This window comes from Paraburkholderia strydomiana (assembly GCF_031456815.1).
Lineage (GTDB): Bacteria > Pseudomonadota > Gammaproteobacteria > Burkholderiales > Burkholderiaceae > Paraburkholderia > Paraburkholderia caledonica.
The window spans coordinates 43,215-63,071 of the sequence record NZ_JAVDVL010000003.1 but is presented as its reverse complement, the minus strand read 5'-3'; the positions used below and the strand labels follow the sequence as shown (position 1 = coordinate 63,071).

Genomic DNA, 19,857 nt, shown 5'->3' with positions numbered 1-19,857 from the left:
TCTGCCTGGAATGCATGTGGCCCAATGATAAACACGCGACAGATTTTGATATTAGTAAAGACCCTAAATGTAGGACATTTGTCGCGAAACGTTGAGTGTAATGGCCGTTAACGCCCTTTCACGTCGCCATCGGCCGCGAGGGCGCGGCAGGCGAACACGCCTTAGCCGCGCCACCTTGCGCTATGTCAGTGCAGATCGGTTCGCCCTGTGGACGACACGACATTGCCAGCACTGTCCAGGATTGCGACAGGTCCACTTTGCGTGGCTGGCGGTTCGTCGATCACGAGCGGGCTTGTTACGGTGGTGCGTTCCGCCGGTGCAATGCCGATCGAAGCGGCGCTGCCAAAAAACGAAAACAGCGTGGACAGGTAGCTGCTTACGCTGTCCTGGAGCACACCTGCAAGCTCGTTATGCGTATCCACGGCGATGTCTTCGACATGCCCCCAATACGCGCAGGTCTTCTTCATTGCGGCGGGGACTTGCTGGAATTGCAGATCGATCACCTGATCCAGCGATACCGAAGAAAGCGCGGCATCGACAAGCGCTTGCTGCTCGGACAAGGACGTCTTGACGGTCTGCACATTCAATTCGACCACTTTCTCGAGTCCGGCAACTGCTTTCGCCGCCATCTGGTAGGCGACAATTGCGTTGTCTTCGTGGCCAACTTCCGGCTGGGTCAATACAACAGCGTTCATAAGGGTGCTCCGTATCAGTGCGGGGGGAGGGAATGCGCAACAACGCGCAGTGTTCAAGCAACGGCTATTCCTCGCCATGCAAACGGATCGAACGCATGTCGGCAATTCGCCAGTGGCGCGGCTGCCAGCGTCAAATTACTATTGACTTGCGCCTGCAGGCGCGTCGCTTGCCGCAGTGGCGGGCGCCGACACGGCAGGCCCGCTTTGCGCGGCACCACTTACTGCGGCCGCACCGCTCGCCTGATCTGTCGACGAAGTACCGGAGCGGTTGCAGCCGGCCAGCGCGATCGCGAGCGCGGCTGCGCACGCGGTGACCCACAAAGCCGAATTTTTCATGGTCGTGAAATAACGTCTGTTGAGGCGAGAGGCGACGCAAGGAGCGCGCCGCATTGCGACGAGACAGCAATGCGTATGCCGCGCGCAGTACCGTCGTTTCGAGAAACGCGACTACGCAATTCCAGCTTTCGAGCGGTTATGCTGGAACCCACTCACTTGGACGAGAAATGGAAACTTGCCATGACTGAGCCGGATCTATCAAACGTGTACCGAAGCTACATTGCGTGCCTTAACAGTCAGGATTGGACCAGGTTGACGCAATTCGTCCATGACGACGGTTACTACAACGATCAGCGGATCGGCTTGTCGGGATATCGCACGATGCTGGAGAGGAATTTTGCGGAGATTCCAGACCTTCATTTCGACATCGAACTGATGGTGACCGACCCCGCGTATGTAGCGGCACGGCTGCGCTTCAATTGCACACCGAAAGGAAAATTTCTCGGTCTCGACGTCAACGGCAGAACGGTGACTTTCACCGAAAATGTGTTCTACGAGTTCCGCGGCGAAAGAATTGGTCAGGTGTGGTCCGTGATCGATAAGGCGGCTATCGAAGCGCAGTTGTAATGCCACGCAAAGCGAGCAGGCGGCTATGGGTTGCTGCCAAGCGGACTACCAAGCGGACTCCCAAGCGGATCCCCAGGCGAACCCCCAGCCTGGCTGTCAGGCTGCGTGCCAAGCGCCTGAAACAGCGCAGCGGTGTCGGTGAAGCGGTTTGCTTGAGCCCGCGTTTGATCGAGTGCAGTTTGCAACATCTGACGTTGAGCATCGAGTAGAGCAAACTGGCTGATTCCGCCGACCGCATATTGTTGAGCAGCAACGCCAAGGCTCGCCTCGGCCTCCTGAGCGGCCTCGGTGCGCGCCTGAAGTTCTCGTGCGTCGTTCTGCATTGCCGTCAGCGAGTCGGCGACCTGTTGCAATGCTTCCAGCACGGTTTGCCGATAGCTCGCAAATGCCGCGTCGTACACAGCCTGCGCCGCGCGTTTCTTCGCGTGCAGTTCGCCGCCGTGAAAGATCGGCTGAGTCAGATTCAGGCCGATATTCCACACGTTCAGGCCATTCACAATGTCGCTAATGCGCGTGCGTTCCGAGCCGATTCCCGCCGACAACACGAATTGCGGATACAGGTTCGCCGTGGCGACGCCGACATTTGCGCTGGCTTGATGCAGCAGAGCTTCCGACGCCTGGATGTCCGGCCGCGCACGAGCGAGTGTTGACGGCAAAGCCACTGGAATATCGACTGGCAGATGCAGCGCGTCGAAAGTAAGGGTGTCGAAATCCGCTTCAGATGGCGCTCTCCCGAGCAGAATGGCCAACTGATGGTCGGCAGCAGCTAACTGAGTTGCCAGCGGCGGCAAAGACGCGCGAGTTTGTGCAAGCAGCGTGCGCTGGCTGCGTACGTCGAGTTGCGACACGCCGCCGGCAGCTAAACGCGTTTCCATGATCGACAGTTGATGTGCCTGTGCGTCGACAAGCCGCTGCGTGAGCGCTATTTGTTGTTGCAGCGAGGCGCGGCGCACGGCGGTAGACACCACATTTCCCGCAATCGCGAGCCGTGCGGCATCTAACTCATACGATTCGTAGTCGACTTGGGCCATGCTTGCCTCAAGCGCGCGCCGATTGCCGCCGAAGATATCGAACACATACGAAACGCTGACCGATGTGCTAAATAAAGAGAACGGCCCGGGGTTCTCGACATGCGGAATACCGAACGCTGCGGGGTCTACCTTTTGCCTTGCACCCGAAACAGTTGCGTCGATGCCCGGAAATTGCGTAGCGCCCGCGAGTGCGGTGTAATTTTCGCGCGCTTCTATCAGCTTGGCGCGCGCCTGCGCGAGCGTCGGACTTTCACGCAATGCGTCGTCCACGAGATGGTTCAGTGCGTCTGACTGGAATTGACGCCACCACATCGACGTCGGCCTTGGCGTGAGGCTGAATTTCTGCGCGGCGCCTGCCGCTCCGTTGGACTCGACAGTACGCTCGGGCAATGTCTCGCGTGTATAACTTTGCGTGCGCGGTACTGCCGGTGCCTGAAAGTCCGGTCCCACGGTGCAGCCGCTCAAAGCCACTGCGCAGGCAAGAAGAAGTGTTTTCATGAACATTCTCCTAGTCGAGCGTGCGCCGATAAAAGCGCAGCGCAATTGCCATGACGATGGCGGTAAACAGAGTCATGGGCCACACCGAAGGCCAAAGGTCCGCCCATCCGACGCCCTTGAGCAAAATGCCGCGAATGAGCCGGTTGAAATACGTCAACGGCAACAGGTTGCCGATGAATTGAGCCCATTGCGGCATACCCGCAAACGGGAACATAAAACCGGACAGAAGGATATTCGGCAGGAAATAGAACACAGTAAGCTGCATGGCCTGCAACTGATTCTGTGCGAGCGACGACAGGGTGATTCCTACCGTCAGGTTCGCGGCAATGAAGAGCAGCGCGGCGAGGTAGATCGCCATCAGGCTGCCGACAAAAGGCACATGAAACACAAAGCGCGCCGCAAACAGAATGATCGATGCCTGGATAAGCCCGATGGCGACGTACGGCACGATCTTGCCGGTCATGACCTCGATCGGCAGAACCGGCGTAGCCAGCAGGTTTTCCATGGTGCCGCGCTCACGTTCGCGAGTAACGGCGAGGCCAGTCATCATGACGAGTGTCATCGTCAGGATTACGCCCATGAGTCCGGGAACGACGTTGTACTGGGTAATGCCTTCGGGGTTGTACAGATTGTGAACCTGAACGCCAAATGCGCGTTGTCCGCCATTCAGATGTGCGAGCGGTCCTGTGATGTCCTTGTCGGCGACCGGTTGCACAAGGTGCGGCAGCGCGGCAACGGCGGTTTGCGTTGCAGTAGGGTCGGTCGCGTCGGCTTCGAGCAGCAGCGACGGGTGCTCCCCACGCACCAGCCTTCTGGAGAAGTCGACGGGTATATTCAGCACGAATTGCACGCGGCCCCTCGCAAGCGCGCGGCGCCCGGCTTCTTCGTCTGGCAGCGTCTCGACGATGTCGAAATAAGCAGAGTTGGTCATTGCGGCAACGAAGCTGCGCGAAAACTCGCTCTGATCGTGCACGATGACGGCAGTGGGCAAATGTTTCGGGTCAGTGTTGATTGCGAAACCGAAGAGTGCGAGTTGAACAATGGGCACACCCACGATCATCGCGAATGTGACGCGATCGCGCCGCAGTTGCAGAAACTCTTTGAGTACCACACTCCACCAGCGCGTCAACGAAAAAGCAGTACCTGTGCTCACGTTCGCGCTCCAAAGTTGTCTTTCGAATGGCTCATCAAATAGATGAATACGTCTTCAAGACCTGTTTCTATGGGCTCCATGCGAAGTGTCGTGCCTGCGGTGGCCTGCCTGACGGCGCGTTCGAGCGCCGCGTGATCCCGCCCGCTCGCGTGCAGTGCGGCGCCGAATACAACGGTCTGATCGACGCCGGGCGTTGCACGTAGCTTCTCCGACAGTTCGCTCAGCTGCTCGCCTTGAATGGACCACGTCGCGAGATCCTGCGACTCGATCACCTCTTTCGACGTGCCTTGCGCGAGCAGCTTGCCGTAGGCGATATAGGCGAGCTTGTGGCAGCGCTCGGCTTCATCCATGTAATGTGTGCTGACGAGTACGGATATGCCGCGCGCCGCGAGGCGGTGCAGTTCTTCCCAGAAGTCGCGGCGTGCAGTGGGGTCGACGCCCGCAGTCGGTTCGTCGAGCAGCAGCAATCGGGGTTCGTGCAGCATGCATGCCGCAAGCGCGAGACGTTGCTTCCAGCCTCCAGAAAGCGACCCTGTCAACTGATTCGCGCGGCTTTGCAGCCCGAGTGCTTCGAGCGATTTATCGACTGTTTCGCGCCGGTTGCGCATCTGGTAAATGCGCGCAACGAAGTCGAGGTTCTCCCGAATGGTCAGGTCTTCCCAATACGAGAACCGTTGAGTCATATAACCGACATTGCGCTTGATCTGTGCACTGTCGCGACGGATGTCGTAGCCGAGGCAGGTGCCGGTGCCTGAGTCGGGCGTGAGCAGTCCGCACATCAAGCGGATGCACGTGGTCTTGCCGCTGCCGTTCGGTCCGAGGAAACCGAAAATCTGGCCACGCGCCACTCGCAATGAAACGTTGTTTACGACGTGCTTGTCGCCGAAATGCTTGTTGAGTTCATGCACGTCGATGACGTACTCGCGGGAGTCGGAGTCACTGCTCATTTGAGCACCACCGTCACCGGCTGACCGGGATGAAGTTTTGTTGCATCCGCAACGGAAGGGTGCGCCTCGATCATATAAACAAGCTTTGCACGGCTTTCGTTGCTATAGATGACTGGCGGCGTGTACTCCGCATTGTTCGAAACGTAGGTGATTTTTGCCGGCACATCCGCCGCGCAACCGTCGCAATGCATGATTACTTCGCGACCCGGCGTGAGTGCGCCAACCAGCGTCTCGGGCACGAAAAAGCGCACCTTGATGTTCTGCGGCGGTAGCATCTGCACAACTGGGCTGCCCGCCGGCACCCATTCGCCGTTGCGATAGAGCGTGTCGTAGATCAGTCCGTCGGCGGGCGCATTGACGCGCTTCTGATCGAGTTTCCACTGCGCCTGCGCGACCACGGCTTCAGCCGCTGCGACCTGCGCCTGCTGGGCGCTGATCTGTTGCGAGCGGCCGGGCAAACGCGCCACTTGCACCTGATTCGTAAGTTCACGCACTTGCGCTGACGTGGCGTCCGCATTCGCACGCGAATCGTCGAGTTGAGCTTTCGAGATGCCGCCTGCGCTGTATTGCGCTTCGTCGCGTGTGAGTTGCAGCGCCGCCTTGCGCGCGTTCGCGGCAGCTTGGGCCAGCTGTGCACGATTGACGTTGACTTCCGGCACGCGCTTGCCGGTTTGAATATCGGCGAGTTGAGAGCGCGCAGCCGCGAGTTGTTCCTGCGCCTGCTGCAGGGCGGCTGTTTCGTCGACGACGTCCAGAGCGAAAAGCGGCGCGTCTGCCTTGACGGTTTGTCCGCGCGTGACCTGCAATTGCGTGAGCTTGCCCGCCTGCGACGAACCCAGGTAGACATACTCGCCCTCTACATAGCCCTGACAGGCATTCTCGTCGCGATGCGAGCACCCCATGAGCAGGACGCCGAAGAAGAGCGTCCATGCGGGCCGCCGGATTGATGTGATGAAGTTCTTCATTGATCTCGTTCCACTCTCCGTGCTGCGGTCGCGGCGCGTGTTCAGCGGGCATTCCATTTTCATCGCCGGGAAGGGCCGCTCCTGATGCTTCCGCGAATGCCCTGTCCGCCAGGATGAAGTAAAATAAATGCTATGTGAATTTGAATTCAAATTCAAACTGTTTTTTCAGCGGAACTGACTCATGCCAACAAAACCAGTGACGACCGCAGGGCGCGTCGACCGTAAAGAGAAGGCTGGAAAAGCGCAGGGAACAACGCAGACGAGAGCGACGCAACAGACGAAACAGACGAAACAGACGAAGCGGGCAGTGCAGCCCGACGGTAAGCCTCGCGCGAACCAATCGAACGAGCGTGAGACGCCGCCACGGCCGAAAGCAGCGAAGCGCGCGAGCCGGCCTGACGGAGCGGCGACACGCCAGCATCTGCTCGACATTGCGGGGCAGGTTTTTGCAGCGCGCGGTTTCGCCGATGCCACCAGCAAGGAAATATGCGAGCGTGCGGGCACGCCGATGGCGTCCGTCAACTATCACTTCGGTAGTCGCGAGGCGCTATACGAGGCGGCACTCGTGGAGGCGCATCGTCAGGTGGTGAGCCTCGATGAATTGACCGCACTGACAGCAGGGGCGGGCGACGCTCGCGACAAGTTGCGCGCGGTGATCTCGCGATTCGTCGGCCTGTCCACCAGCACGAGCGCGCCGTGGGGATTCATGCTGATGTTGCGCGAGATGCTGTCGCCGTCGCCGGCTATTCCGGCGCTCATCGAAAAGGCGGTGCGGCCGAAAGCTGCTGTTCTGCTCGGTTTGATGGGGGAAGTATTGCAGTTGAATCCGCAGGAGCCGACTGTGCAGCGAGCGGTGATGTTCACCGTGCTGCCCTGCATTGCGTTGATGATTGCGCCGCGGCAGGCGCAGGCAGCGTTGCTGCCCGCCGTTGCCAAAGATAAGAATGCGCTCGTGGAAGACCTCGTGCGCTTCGTCATGGCGGGGCTCGACGCAATCGCCGCAGCGCACCGGGCGCGCAAGTAATTCTATTGGTCGAACGCGATTGCGCGCCTGCGCAGTTCTCGCATTGCACTGTCCAGATGAGCGCGTGCGCTCTCCTTGTCGCCGGCGCGCATCTGTTCATAAGTGCGCTGCGCCACGTCGTGCGGCACGGCTTTGAGTGGGCGATTGGCGCTCATCGCTTTTAGCTGAACTTCCGCGGCGCGCTCCAGGTAGTAGAGATCGTCCCACGCTTCTGCAATGCTCGCGCCCGCAACCATTACGCCGTGATTCTTGAGGAACAGGATATCCGCATCGCCGATTGTCTCGGCAATGCGGTCGCCTTCGGAATCGTCGAGCGCGAGTCCGTTGTAGTTCTCGTCGACTGCGGTGCGTCCATAGAACTTGAGTGCTGTCTGCCCGAGCCACAATAGCGGCGGACCTTCGAGCAGACACAACGCCGTGGCATTCGGCATATGCGTGTGAAACGCGGCCTTCACGCGCGGCTTTAGTCGATGCAAACGTGCGTGGATATAAAACGCGGTTGCTTCCGGCTGGCCCTGGCCGGCTACGACATGCCCGTCGACATCGCAAACCAGCAGCCGTGAAGCCGTGATTTCGGAGAACGCATAACCATACGGATTGACGAAGAACAGGTTGTCGTGCCCGGGCACCACAGCCGAGAAGTGATTGCAGATTCCCTCTTCAAAACCGTATTGCGACGCCAGTTGAAAGCATGCCGCGAGTTGAATTCGTGCTTCGTTGATGGCGTCGGATTCGAGCCGCAACGTCGGCTGCGGATTCGTCGCGCCAATGGATGAAAGCGTATGCGCCATGGTCGTAGTTCCTGAAAGTCACCAGCCGAGCGAAGCGAAAAGCGCCGGTACCTGATCGAGTGTGGAGAGCGTTGCATCGGGAGTGTAGTCGGGCAGCAGCGTGCGGCCTGTTGCGCGATCTATCCACACACAGCGAAAGCCTATGTCGCGAGCGGCCGCGTGATCGAGATGCGGACTCGCGCAGATATGCACCACCTCGTCGCGCGTCACGCCGAGTTGCTCATGCGCGTAATCGAACAGCCTTCGCGCGGGTTTGTAGGCACCCGCCTGCTGAGCGGTGATGACGCGGTCGATATGGCCGCCGAGTTGGGCAACGTTGCCGGCTATGACGTCGTCGTCGGTATTCGACACGATGCACAGACGGTAGCCATCTTCCTTCAGTCTCTGCAAGGTGTCGACCACTTCCGGAAATGGCGGCATGGCGGAGATGCGGTCAGTCAATGTGCGGACATCGCGTTCGTCAGCGGGCAGCCCGAGTTCCGTGAGTGCAAGATGAAGCCCAGCGCCTGCCACCTCGCGAAACGAGCGATGCGGCGCGGTCTGTTCGAGCGCATGCTCGTGCCGGTCGTACACTGCGATGAGCCGTGCCGGATCGACGTCGTGACCGTGCTTGGTTTCGAGAATTTCGCGGACGGCCGCCTGCAAGCCTTCGTCCCACTGGATCAGCGTGCCGTAGCAGTCGAACGTAAGCCAGCGGGGGCGGGCGGTGTTGTGCAGTGACATGAATGGACTCCGACGTAAGTAGATCTGTGAATGACGTCAGATTAAGCACATTGACAGATATTTGAAAATTAAATTAATCTCTCGACGTCAGTTGCATCTTAAATAACGAAGCGAGTCCGCCATGCTTGATCTCGACCTGCTGAATACGCTTATTTGCGTCGTCGACGAAGGCAGTTTCACGCGTGCGGGCGAGCGCGTGCATCGCACGCAGTCCACGGTGAGCCAGCAGGTGCGGCGTCTCGAAGAACTCGTCGGGCGCACGTTGCTGATGCGCGACCGAACCGGCAATCAGGTGACGGCAACCGAGCACGGCGAACTGCTCGCGCAATACGCGCGGCGGCTGCTCGCGCTCGCGCAGGAAGCACAAGATGCGTTGACGAGCGACGTCGCGGTCACGCCGCTTCGCATCGGCGTACCGGAAGATTTCGACGCGCGCCGCATGTCGGCGATGTTGTCCGGCTTCGTCAAGACGAAACCAGGCGTGCGGCTCGAAACGGTGGCCGGCATGAGCGCCGAGCTGCAACGCAGACTCTCGGGCGGTGAGATCGAGATCGCGCTGGTCAAACGCGAGCCGGCGAGCGGGGAGTGTCTGGCTTCATGGCCGGAGTCGCTCGTGTGGGTGCGAGGCGCGCATGCTCAAGCGCCGGAGGAGTCGTTAGACGAACCCGTGCCTCTCGCGTTATTTCCGCAAGGCTGTGTCTACCGGCAGCGCGCGATCAGGGGTCTCGACAAGGCGCATCGCCGCTGGCGAATCGCATTCGGAAGCCATAGCCTCACGGGTATCCAGGCGGCGGTTTCTTCTGGGCTCGGCATCTCCGTTCTGCCGACTACAGCGGTACTCCCCGAGCATCGCGTATGCAGCGGCTTTCCGCCTCTGCCGCCGACCGAACTCGCACTTGTCAGCTCCGGCGGCGTGCTCAACGTGCATCAGCGCGCGCTGGTCGACTTCCTGCTGGCGGAGATGGAGGCATAGAAGGGCCGGCGGAATGACAAACAAGAACTGAAAAACCGGCCCGACTGCTCGACGCCTACGACAGGTGATGCACTTCCTGCAATCCGAACACAGGCGTCGGAATGCCTTCCATGCGAGCCTTCAGTTGCAGAGAGAGATACTGCGAGTAATGCCGCGACTGATGCAGGTTTCCGCCATGAAACCACAGCGCCTGCTGCTGCGTGGGCTTCCACATGTTGCGCTGTTCGCCTTCCCACGGACCTGGATCTTTGGTTGTATTCGAGCCGAGTCCCCACACCTTGCCGACCTTGTCGGCCACTTCGCGTGAGATGAGATCGGCGGCCCAGCCGTTCATGGAACCGTAGCCTGTCGCATACACGATGAGGTCCGCTTCGAGTTCGCTGCCGTCGCTGAGCAGCACCGAATGCTCTTTCAGTTCCACCACGTCCACGCCGCTTTTCAGCTTGATCTTGCCGTCGGCGACGAGTTCGGACGCACCGACATCGATGTAATACCCTGAGCCGCGACGCAGGTACTTCATGAACAGACCCGAATCGTCGTCGCCGAAATCGAGCATGAAGCCGCTTTCTTCGAGCCGCGCGTAAAACGCCGCATCGCGTTCGCGAATTGCGTTGAAGACCGGGATCTGGAACTCGTGAAGAATCGCATACGGAATGGAAGCAAAGGTCAGGTCAGCCTTCGCGGTTGTCATGCCCGCCGCCACCGCGCGCTCCGAATAAAGATCGCCGAGCGCGAACTCCATCAGCGAATCCGATTTGACGATGTGCGTGGACGAGCGCTGCACCATGGTCACGTCGACGCCTGCTTCCCACAGGGCCGCGCAGATGTCGTGAGCCGAATTGTTCGCGCCGATCACGACGACTTTCTTACCGTGGTACGCGTCCGGACCGGGATGCCGCGACGAATGATGCTGCTCGCCCTTGAACACGTCCATGCCCTTGAAGCTCGGGATATTCGGCTTGCCCGACATACCGGTGGCGAGCACGAGTTGCTTCGGCCGAAGCGTGAGATTGCGGCCTTCCCGTTCGACTTCGACGATCCATTCGCCCTGGGCCTCGTCGTAGCGTGCGGATTTGCACACGGTCGAGCCCCAGTAGTTCAGCTCCATGACCTTCGTGTACATCTCGAGCCAGTCGCCGATTTTGTCCTTCGGTGTGAAAACCGGCCAGTTGTCCGGAAAGGGCAGGTAGGGCATATGGTCGTACCAGACCGGATCGTGCAGGCAGAGCGTCTTGTAGCGCTTGCGCCATGCGTCGCCCGGCCTCTCGTTTTTGTCGATGATGATGGTCGGCACACCAAGCTGCCGCAGCCGCGCACCCAATCCGATACCGCCTTGCCCGCCGCCGACGATCAGGCAATACGGCTCTTCCGAGGTGCCGAGTGCGTCGAGTTCCGCCTCGCGCCGCTCCTTCCAGCTCGTGCGGTCGCGGCGCGCACCGTGCTCGGCGCCCATCGGCCGCTTCGGGCCTTTCGGCTCCTCATGCCCCTTGAGTTCCGCCATGGTCGTGAGCAGCGTCCAGATGAGGCCGTCCTTCAGGCGAATGAAACCGCTGCCTCGCGCGACTCCGGTTTCGAAAGTGATCCAGCCTTGCGCAATGCCGTCGGCCTGCGTCGCCGTTTCATTCTCCGCAAGCCGGAGTTTCGACGGCTTGATCGCGTCCACCTGCGCATCGAGCATCGCGGCGATCTGCTCGCGGCCTTCGAGCGTCTTGATGTTCCATGTGAACGCGACCAGATCGCGCCAGTAACACTCCGGCTGAAACAGGTCGACGGCGGCCTGCGTATCGCCGCGTTTCAGCGCGGCTTCGAGACTTTCCAGCACCTGGGATATCGCTTGATTTGCAGTGTCTTCAGACATGGTTGCTCCTCCGTTTGAAACGGATAGTCGGACTTCATTGGTAGCGCGGGTTCTACGCCCGCTAGGGGAATCGGGGCAGCGCCGCTAGCACTTGTGCGGCGGCAGGATGCGCAGCTTCGCAATCCGCCGGTACAAGGTTGCGCGGGACATGCCGAGCGCTTGCGCGGCCAGTTCGGTGCGCCACTTCGCGTCGTTCATTGCATCGACGATGCGGCGGCGTTCGAGCGCGTCGCTATCGGACAAAGCCGGCGCAGCGTGCGGCGCGGCACTCTCAGCGTTACTGCTATTGCTGTTCTCTCGCGGCGCCGCCGTCCTGCTTCGCGCAAGCCGCGCGGCGGAGGGCTGACGGACGCGTGCATAGAGCGGCGAGCCGGTGTCGCCCAGTCTCAGCGACACAAGGCCGCGGCCCGCTTTCGCGTTGAAGAGGCGCTCGGCGGGAACGTCAAAAATTTCCGACACGTGACGCGGCAACTGGTTGAGCGCCGGCACACATTCGCGTGCGCGGCGGTTTGCGGCGATGACGTGGCCGCGGGCGTCGATCGCAATGAGGATCTCGGGCTGCGCTTCGACGTAATGGCGGTTGCGATGCGCAAGCAGCACCCAGCAATCCGCGGCCGCGTTGAGGAAACAGGCGTCTTCGATCAGAAGCGCGCTTTGCCGCACGATGTGATTGACGAGCCGCTGGCTTTCGCGGTCGTCGGGGGAGCGCACGGCCGACGCATCGAGTACGCCGAGCAATTCGCCATGCAAACCGAAAATCGGCGATGCGCTGCATGTGAGGGTGGTAAAGGCCGCACGGAAGTGATCGGTTCTATGTACGGTAATGGGCTCCGCGTCGAGCAGCACCGTCGCGACACCGCAGGTTCCTTCCTCGCTTTCGGACCAGCATGAGCCGAGATAGAGCCCCGCGCGTTTGAAGTCGTGCCGGCGGTCTTTATCGACGCGGTAGTCGATCGTGACGCCCTGTGCGTCGGTCAGCATCACGCAGTAGTCGGCCTCGCGCACCATCTCGTGCAGCCGCGACAGGCACTGGCCCGACGCGCGCAGAAACGATTCCTCGCGATGCTGCACGTCGCGTAATTCCGGCACGGTCAGAATGCGCGGACCGGCGGTCGCGCCCGGATCGAGGTGATATTGCTCGAGCGAACGTTTATACGACGACGCAAGCCGCTTCCCGTCGACGCCCGCACGCGTCGTCCGTCCTTCTATGACGTTGCATATGCGGTCGATATGTCTCGTTGACGGAACGTAGGGCATGACGAGCCTCCGGGCGAACTCAGCGCGAACTGGGTGCTGGAGACATTCTGCGCCGCTATCCTGCGCGTGTCTCCGCAGCCTGAAACGTACGGTACGTTTGTAGCACGCGCGAATCGGCAGAGCACACTGCAGTGCACCATCGTCGCCGGTGAGATTTTTTTCTCAGCGTGCAAACTCGCGCGGAACGCGGCGTGAACGCTTGCCCGGAGCAATAAAAAAACCGGCCCGCAGGCCGGTTTTTTTATCAGGCGAAAAACTCAGAATGTTTCCCAGCTGTCCGCGCCTGCGCTCTGCAATTCGCGTTCTTTGGGCTGCGTTGGCGCGATGGGCGACGCCACGGCGGCTTTTGCGAAAGTCGTGACCGGTTTTAAATGCGACGGCACGGGTTTCTTCGACGTCGCAATGGCGCGCGCCGGCTTCATTCGAACGCTGTGCGCCGTGCTTTGCACCGCCTGCTGTGCCGCGTCGACCCGGAAGATCGACACCGCCGCACGAAGGCTTTCCGCCTGGTCCGACATGGCCTGTGCAGCGGCGGTGGCTTGCTCGACGAGCGCCGCGTTTTGCTGCGTGACCTCGTCCATTTGCGTGACGGCCACGTTGACCTGCTCGATACCCTTCGTCTGCTCGGACGATGCCGACGCTATCTCGCCCATGATGTCGGTCACCTGTTTGACCGAGCGCACCACTTCGCCCATCGTTTGACCGGCGTTTTCAACGAGCTGTGAGCCGTTTGTCACATGAGACACCGACGCTTCTATCAGGTCCTTGATTTCCTTTGCCGCCGTCGCGCTGCGTTGCGCGAGCGTGCGGACTTCGCCGGCAACCACCGCGAAGCCCCGGCCGTCTTCGCCTGCGCGAGCGGCTTCGACCGCCGCGTTGAGGGCGAGAATATTCGTCTGGAACGCAATTCCTTCGATCACCGAAATGATTTCAGTCACCTTCGTCGAACTCGAAGAAATGTCTTGCATGGTGGCCACGACCTGCTGAACCACTTCGCCGCCCGAGGCCGCCGTCGCCGACGCCGCCGACGCGAGCGTGCTGCCCTGGCGCGCGTTATCGGTGTTGTTACGCACGGTCGAGGTCAGCTCTTCCATGCTGGCCGCGGTTTCCTGAAGCGATGCGGCCTGTTCCTCGGTGCGTTGCGAGAGATCCTGATTGCCTTGCGCGATCTCGCCGGCAGCCACGGAAATCGATTCCGCCGATGTTTTGATGCCGGACACAATCGATGTGAGCTTCTCGCGCATTGCCTCCAGAGAAGCCATCAAACTCGTCCGGTCGCCGGGTGCCACTTGCACGCTGACGGTGAGGTTGCCTTCGGCGATCTGTGCCGCCATTTCCTGCGCGGCGCTCGGCTCGCCACCCAACTGGCGCAGAATGCTGCGCGAGATCAGCGCGGCGGTGACAATGCCCAGCAGGACGGCGATAGCCGCAATGACCGCGACCATCGTGCGGACCTTTGCATAAGTGGCGACAGCGTTCTCTCGAGCTTCCTTGTTCTGTTGGTCCTCTAAAGCCGCCAGCTCGACTGCGCGTGCGAGCCACACTCGCTGCGGCGGGCGTGCGTTCTGCAACAGTTCCTGCATCGCGCCGGCGGTGTCGTGCGCCAGTGCGAGGTCCATGGCCTTGCGCTGCGGCGCCATCGCTGCGGCTTCGTCCTGCTTGATCTGATCGAGCAGCGAACGCTCCTTTGGCGCGGTGCCGGGCTCGGCGAACATACGTGAGAGTTGCTGGAATGCGTCCGCATAAAGCTGGTCCTGCTTTTTCATGCGTTCCGCCTCTTGCGCAACATCGCGCGGATCGCTGATCAACGCGAGGTTTCGAAGCGCGATGGCGCGATCCTGTATCGACGAGCGCAACTCGTTCGCAAGACGCGTTTCCTCGTTATTCACGCGAGCGATGCCGTCCAGACTCGCGTCCAGTTCCGAGAGACCATAAAAGGCAATGGCGGCGAGCACCAGCATGAATGCCGTCAACAGCCCGAAGCCGGCTTGCAGTCGTGTCGATACCTTGATGTTTTTCATTTCCGTCCGCATTCAGAAAGGCGTATGTCTGGTTTACGACTGCCTGACGGAATACTGAAGGTTGTTTGTAATCGACGACGTCAAGCCGCGCCGCGACGGGCCGGGGCGTGGATAGAGCGGCAAGATGGGGACCGGCAAAATTTGCCGGATGTATTGCGCCGATGCTTACAGCCGTCATCGGCGTTTCATGATTCGCGGCCCGTTCAAGGCTGAACCGGTTGCCATGTCGGATCGGGATCGAACGCTTTCAGCGCTGCCGCTTCTCGCGCCGAATTCCGTCCCAGGTTCTTCTGATAAACCTGGCCGTCCTGATTAACGATAAAGCTCATTACTCCGGTCTTGCCATACTCGCTCGGCCACGCAATAAGGCCGCAGCCGTTTGTCATCGCGCCGTTCTGGACGTAGTCGAGTGCGCCGTTTTTCGCGTGCGGTCCCTGCGCGGTCAGAATACGGAAGTGATAACCGTGGTAGCCGTCCTTGCTCAACGAGCCGGTTTTCGGCATGGCGGCAGCGAGCGGGCCAAGCGGGCTCTCGGGTTCGCCCTCGGCGGTGGGCCAGTAGAGACCGTCATGCTTGCCCGGCGTGCTGAGCAGCCGCTGCGCATAGTGGCCGGTCGACGCGCGGTAGTCACGCTGAGCGTCGAGATAGGCAAGCGAGGTCATGATCGCTGCGCGTTCGTTGCGGCCGATCTTGCGCGTCAGAATTTCGTCGCTGCCCGCCGGCGGATCGAAGCGCCAGCCGTTGGCCGCCTGCACGAGCGGAATCGGCAATGTCCAACCGCTCGTGCCCACCGACAGGTGCTTGCTCGGGCGGCCGTGAAGCGGCGCTGCGTCCTCCACGATCCGATGGCCCGCAGCCCATGCGCCGAGGAATTCGTAGATGTCTTCTTCGCCGACGTCCTTCGTCGGAATGAAGCGGTTGTAGTTCGTGCCGAGCACGTGCTGCATCGCCGGGTGATCGTTGGTGGCGATCGCGTCGACGAGTGCGTCGGCGGCGGCTTCCGGTGTCGGATAAACGGCTTGGGCCTGCGCCGGTGCGGTGCAAAACAATAGCGTCGACAGTGCGATTGCAGCGCTGGCAAGGCGATGCGATGAGCGCCCTGCGGCGGCGTTCGCGAAGAAAACGCGGATCGAGTGAATGCGGTGCATGAGCGGCTCCTGGGTATCGTTCAACGTTGCCGGCCGAGGTGACGCTGTCCGCCGCCGCCCGCACCAAAGCCGCCGTGCGGCTGTCCGCCTCCCGCTCCAAAACCGCCGCCGCGAGACTGCCCTCCGCCGCCAGCACCCGGGCTACCGCCGCGCGCTTGTCCGCCGCCGCCCGCGCCGAAGCCGTTGCGTGCGCCGGCTTGCGCTTGCCGGCTTTCTTGTCCGCGGTGCATGTCCTGCTGCGCCGCCGCGCCGTTGCCGGCGCCGCGCAGCGCATTGTCGCGATTTACATTCTGTGCGCTCGACCGGACATTGCTCGCGTTGGCGCCGCCGTGCTGGATACCCTGCAAACGCTCGCTCGCGCTCCCGCCCAGATTCTGGCCCGTGCGGTTCTGCAAGGTCTGTTGCGCCTGCGCGCGAGATGCCGACATATCGCGCCCCCGGTAAGCGTCGCGCTGAGCGCTACCCATATTCGCGGAGGCGTTCCGGTTGAACGTGGTGTCGCGGTTCCACCGGGTCGTGTTGCTGTTCACATCGAGGCGCCGGTTGACGTTCACGTTGTTGTACCGGTTGACGTTGATATTGACGCTGTGATTGTTCCAGTTGACGTCGCTCCACAGCGCGCTAGTGATCGCGATGCCCGCGCCGAACGCAAGACCCGCGGCGAGTCCGCTCGCGACCGCATAGCCCGGAGGCGGTGGTACATATACGGGCGGATACGCTGGATAGGGCCACGCACCGTAGACCACAGTCGGGTTATACGTCGGCACGTACACGACTTGCGGATTGGCCGGCACGATCTGGATCGTGCTCTGCTCGACGATAACCTTCTGTTGCTCGGAGGTCTTCAGATTACCCGCCTGTTGCGCCTGCTTGCGCAGCCGTTGCACGGAGTCCATCACGTCGTTCGGCTGCGCAAGAAACGCATTGCCCAGTTGCGCGACCCAGTCGGGCTTCGAGGCCATCGTGGCAAGCACCTGGGGGAAGGCCACCAGTGATTGCACGCTCGGGTCCCACGGCTCTGCTGCGACCGCTTTGACCGCGTCGTCGCCCTTGATGTTGGAGTTTGCTTTCGACCAGGCCGCTGCGGCCCCGATGTCCTGCGGAAAGGTGGATGCCATCAGCACCTGGGCGAGCAGTGCGTCGGGGTAGAGCGCGATTGGCGCGGTGAGCGAATCGAGTTGCTGCTTCGACACATTGGCTGCGGTTTGCGCATGAGCCGCGGGAACCGCGACCTGAAGCATGACAGGCAAACCTGCCAGCATGGCGAGGGCGATCAGCGTCGCTCTCTGGTTTGCGCGTGAGCGTTTCACGATGAACTCTCCCTATTCGAAGCTGCGTCAACTCATTACGGCGTACAACGTATATCGGACTCCGAAAGACATGGCGTCTGAAGGAAACATTTCATGCACGCGTTTTGAAGCCCGGTAGTGCGCCAATGGACAGATTATTAACCGGCTTTTATATGGAATTTCAATGCGCGGGAAAATATATTCAGGTTGAAGTTGGCGAAACGATCACCTAAGAGAACGATTTATCTATTGCTTCAGGACATAAAACCGGAGGTCGTGAAAATACAGACACGTCGAATTGTCTGCTTGCGTTTCGTCCTGAGTTTTTCTATGTTCGATGCAATACAGCGCTCGCCTCAACCCGTCGTTCGAATGACGTGGGTCACTCTGCGACGGAGCCAAGCAGCGATACCGGCACGCCATGACAGCTCACCGTCGCGACAACCCCGACGCCGAGGCCTTCGACGAACTTCACGCGAGTCTCGAACGGCGACACCTGTTTATCGACGCGCAGAATGTTGAGCGGCCACGATGAATGCGATAGCCGTTCATGCGCAATGGCGCCGACCCACAGCGGCACGGCAGCCGCGCCGTCGCCGACCGCATAACCGCTCGGCCAGAAGCGCAACACGTCGCGCTCGGCGCGCGTGTCGCCGGGACGCATGAAAACGAGCGACGACGGCACTCCGTTGTTCAGCTTCGGCAGGACGGGCAGAGCGACCGCGGGTACGTCCGGCGAGGCCAGCGAGAGCAGGCTATGGGCGGATACGTCGGTGCCTTCGAGCCATCCCTCGCTGCGCAATTGGCGGCGGATCGCGTCGCCATCCGATACCCATTGCAGCGTGAGCGGCTCCTTGCGGTCGCCGCCCATGTCCGAGCGATAGCATGGCAAGTGCTTCCACACGGAAAGCGTCCATTGTTGTTGCGTCACGCGTGCGAGCGGCAGAGGCGCTGGCGTGCCGGGCGGCGTCATCATGCCGAGACCCGACTGCAGACCCATGCTGGCGAGCACCACCACGAGGACGATTGCCGGCATCCAGCTGCGCGCCGGTGGCGACTCCGGATGACGCAACATCGCAGTAAGCGCGACGATCGCCACCCACACGTACGAGAGCGCGGCGCCGCCAATCGCATCCGATACCCAGTAGCGGCCGAAGTACACGCCCGCAAGCGCGACCACGGTCACGACGAGCGTGCTCGCGGTGACCACCAGCAATCCTTCGAGCATGCCGACCCGCCGCGCGAGCAGGAACGCAAGAAACCCATAGACGATGACCGTGGCCGCCACGTGGTTGCTCGGAAACGCGTAGGTATTCGTCATGAGCGCGTTGGGCGCGGCGCGCTGCATGGCGAATTGCAAGGCGAAGATCAGCATCTGCGAAAAGACGACGGCCGCGAGCCAGTAGCCCACGGTGCGCCAGCGCCGCTCCAGCAACATCCACAGCGTAACGGTGACGATCAGCGCGGCGAGCGTCGCACTGCTGCCGAGCGTCGCGAGAGCGGCAAGCACCGTGTCGCCCCACGGCGTGCGCACCGATTGCATGAAGCGGTACACGGACTCGTCGACATGGGTGAGCGGATCTCCGGTGATCACCTGATGAAGCACGCCGAAGAACAGTGCGCCGCACACGAGCACGACCAGCGACGCCAGCAGGACGCTGGTGGCATCCGGCGCTTGCGGGTCCAGCATTCTTCGCGCGACCCGGCCAAGCGGTCCGGGATGACGGCAAGCCCAGATGCCGAGATGCCGCCCAGCCGCGTTCGACCACGCGTTGGCGTGCGACAGCAGGAAAGCCGCTGCGCGGTAGCTGAGCCAGACGCTGCCGACGAGCAGCGCGAGGACCACCACGAGCCGGAACGAGACGGCCCCGGCGAGCAGCACCGAAGCGCCGAACACGACGCCCGGCAGGATATGCGCCGGTGCCCACAGCAGCGCCGAGAGCACGTTCATCCCGTAGAAGCGCACGGGCGACATGCCGAGCATGCCGGCAACCACCGGTACGATCGCGCGCAGCGGTCCGACAAAGCGCGCGAGCACCACGCTCTTTGCGCCGTGCTTGTCGAAGAAGCGGTAACCCGCTTCGAGCACTTCGGGATGTCGGGAGAAGGGCCAGAGCTTGACGATCCGCTTCTTGTAGCGGCTGCCGAGCCAGAAGCTGAGGCCGTCGCCGGCGATTGCACCGACGATTGCCCATGCAAGGACCCAGCCGAGGCTCAGCGAGCCGGTGCCGGTCAATGCGCCCGCGAGAAACATTGCGGTGCTGCCGGGAACGAAGGTACCGATGACCGCGACCGACTCCAGAAAGGCCGCGAAAAATACAACCGTGAGCATCCATTCCGGATGGCCGGCCAGCTGATGCAAAAGGTGAAGGTAGGCTTGCTCCATTGTGCGTAATCAGCCGTTATGGCGTAACGATCGATCATAACGCGCACGGAGCGTTTTATTCTCCAACCTGTCCTTTTCGCGGGCGTCGGCTTGAGTGAGGACTTGGGTAGGGCGTCCCGTAGAACCTGTGACGGCGGTGAACGAAGTGGGCAACGGTTCGTCATACTGGTTGAGGGGCGCGTTACCTAACGGAGT

At 61.2% G+C, this 19,857-nt stretch carries 17 protein-coding genes; 3 read left to right on the top strand and 14 right to left on the bottom strand.

Annotated features, from left to right (window positions below):
* Positions 1-185: 185 nt before the first annotated feature.
* Together J2W46_RS09865 and J2W46_RS09860 are read right to left on the bottom strand one after the other, a co-directional pair.
* The gene (locus J2W46_RS09865; protein ID WP_131319059.1) at positions 186-695 is read right to left on the bottom strand and encodes a phasin family protein; all 510 of its coding nucleotides are present in this window, start codon (positions 693-695) and stop codon (positions 186-188) included.
* A gap of 138 nt (positions 696-833) precedes the next feature.
* A complete protein-coding gene (locus J2W46_RS09860; protein WP_020068496.1) occupies positions 834-1,031 on the bottom strand; it encodes a hypothetical protein in 198 nt (65 codons plus the stop codon).
* Positions 1,032-1,211: 180 nt separating this feature from the next.
* Between J2W46_RS09860 and J2W46_RS09855 the strand changes: the two genes are divergently transcribed.
* Positions 1,212-1,598: an ester cyclase gene (locus J2W46_RS09855; protein ID WP_310353228.1), complete on the top strand. Its 387-nt coding sequence runs from the start codon at positions 1,212-1,214 to the stop codon at positions 1,596-1,598.
* Between the two features lie 23 nt (positions 1,599-1,621).
* Here J2W46_RS09855 and J2W46_RS09850 read toward each other — a convergent pair whose 3' ends face one another.
* From J2W46_RS09850 to J2W46_RS09835, 4 genes are read right to left on the bottom strand one after another with little or no spacing between them, the layout of a single operon-like run.
* Positions 1,622-3,127, bottom strand: coding sequence for an efflux transporter outer membrane subunit (locus J2W46_RS09850; protein WP_310354130.1), 1,506 nt, complete (start codon positions 3,125-3,127; stop codon positions 1,622-1,624).
* Positions 3,128-3,137: 10 nt separating this feature from the next.
* Positions 3,138-4,280 (bottom strand): ABC transporter permease, encoded by a 1,143-nt coding sequence (locus J2W46_RS09845; protein ID WP_310353225.1) that lies wholly within the window; start codon positions 4,278-4,280, stop codon positions 3,138-3,140.
* The gene (locus J2W46_RS09840) at positions 4,277-5,227 is read right to left on the bottom strand and encodes an ABC transporter ATP-binding protein (protein WP_131319053.1); all 951 of its coding nucleotides are present in this window, start codon (positions 5,225-5,227) and stop codon (positions 4,277-4,279) included. The genes J2W46_RS09845 and J2W46_RS09840 overlap by 4 nt, the downstream gene beginning before the upstream one ends.
* Complete coding sequence (locus J2W46_RS09835) at positions 5,224-6,192, bottom strand: HlyD family secretion protein (protein WP_310353218.1); 969 nt, start codon at positions 6,190-6,192, stop codon at positions 5,224-5,226. Before J2W46_RS09835 ends, J2W46_RS09840 begins: the two co-directional genes overlap by 4 nt.
* A gap of 181 nt (positions 6,193-6,373) precedes the next feature.
* On the opposite strand from J2W46_RS09835, the gene J2W46_RS09830 reads away from it, so the two are divergent.
* A complete protein-coding gene (locus J2W46_RS09830; protein WP_310353215.1) occupies positions 6,374-7,216 on the top strand; it encodes a TetR/AcrR family transcriptional regulator in 843 nt (280 codons plus the stop codon).
* 2 nt (positions 7,217-7,218) lie between these two features.
* Here J2W46_RS09830 and J2W46_RS09825 read toward each other — a convergent pair whose 3' ends face one another.
* Positions 7,219-8,007 (bottom strand): aldolase, encoded by a 789-nt coding sequence (locus tag J2W46_RS09825; RefSeq protein ID WP_310353212.1) that lies wholly within the window; start codon positions 8,005-8,007, stop codon positions 7,219-7,221.
* 18 nt (positions 8,008-8,025) lie between these two features.
* Positions 8,026-8,730, bottom strand: coding sequence for a haloacid dehalogenase type II (locus tag J2W46_RS09820; RefSeq protein ID WP_310353210.1), 705 nt, complete (start codon positions 8,728-8,730; stop codon positions 8,026-8,028).
* Between the two features lie 121 nt (positions 8,731-8,851).
* Here J2W46_RS09820 and J2W46_RS09815 point away from each other — a divergent pair, with 121 nt between their 5' ends.
* Positions 8,852-9,703 (top strand): LysR substrate-binding domain-containing protein, encoded by an 852-nt coding sequence (locus J2W46_RS09815; protein WP_310353207.1) that lies wholly within the window; start codon positions 8,852-8,854, stop codon positions 9,701-9,703.
* A 55-nt stretch (positions 9,704-9,758) separates the two neighbouring features.
* Here the strand turns inward: J2W46_RS09815 and J2W46_RS09810 are convergent, their stop codons facing one another.
* The 6 genes from J2W46_RS09810 to J2W46_RS09785 all read right to left on the bottom strand — a co-directional run bounded on the left by J2W46_RS09810 (position 9,759) and on the right by J2W46_RS09785 (position 19,662).
* The gene (locus J2W46_RS09810) at positions 9,759-11,561 is read right to left on the bottom strand and encodes an NAD(P)/FAD-dependent oxidoreductase (protein ID WP_310353204.1); all 1,803 of its coding nucleotides are present in this window, start codon (positions 11,559-11,561) and stop codon (positions 9,759-9,761) included.
* Between the two features lie 84 nt (positions 11,562-11,645).
* On the bottom strand, positions 11,646-12,818 hold the full coding sequence (locus J2W46_RS09805) for a sigma-54-dependent Fis family transcriptional regulator (protein ID WP_310353201.1): 1,173 nt from the start codon (positions 12,816-12,818) through the stop codon (positions 11,646-11,648).
* 257 nt (positions 12,819-13,075) lie between these two features.
* Positions 13,076-14,839 (bottom strand): methyl-accepting chemotaxis protein, encoded by a 1,764-nt coding sequence (locus tag J2W46_RS09800; RefSeq protein ID WP_310353199.1) that lies wholly within the window; start codon positions 14,837-14,839, stop codon positions 13,076-13,078.
* Between the two features lie 203 nt (positions 14,840-15,042).
* Positions 15,043-15,987: a DUF2950 domain-containing protein gene (locus J2W46_RS09795; RefSeq protein ID WP_310353196.1), complete on the bottom strand. Its 945-nt coding sequence runs from the start codon at positions 15,985-15,987 to the stop codon at positions 15,043-15,045.
* 20 nt (positions 15,988-16,007) lie between these two features.
* Positions 16,008-17,297 (bottom strand): DUF3300 domain-containing protein, encoded by a 1,290-nt coding sequence (locus J2W46_RS09790; RefSeq protein ID WP_310353194.1) that lies wholly within the window; start codon positions 17,295-17,297, stop codon positions 16,008-16,010.
* Between the two features lie 361 nt (positions 17,298-17,658).
* Positions 17,659-19,662 (bottom strand): bifunctional DedA family/phosphatase PAP2 family protein, encoded by a 2,004-nt coding sequence (locus tag J2W46_RS09785; protein ID WP_310353192.1) that lies wholly within the window; start codon positions 19,660-19,662, stop codon positions 17,659-17,661.
* Between the last annotated feature and the right edge of the window lie 195 nt (positions 19,663-19,857).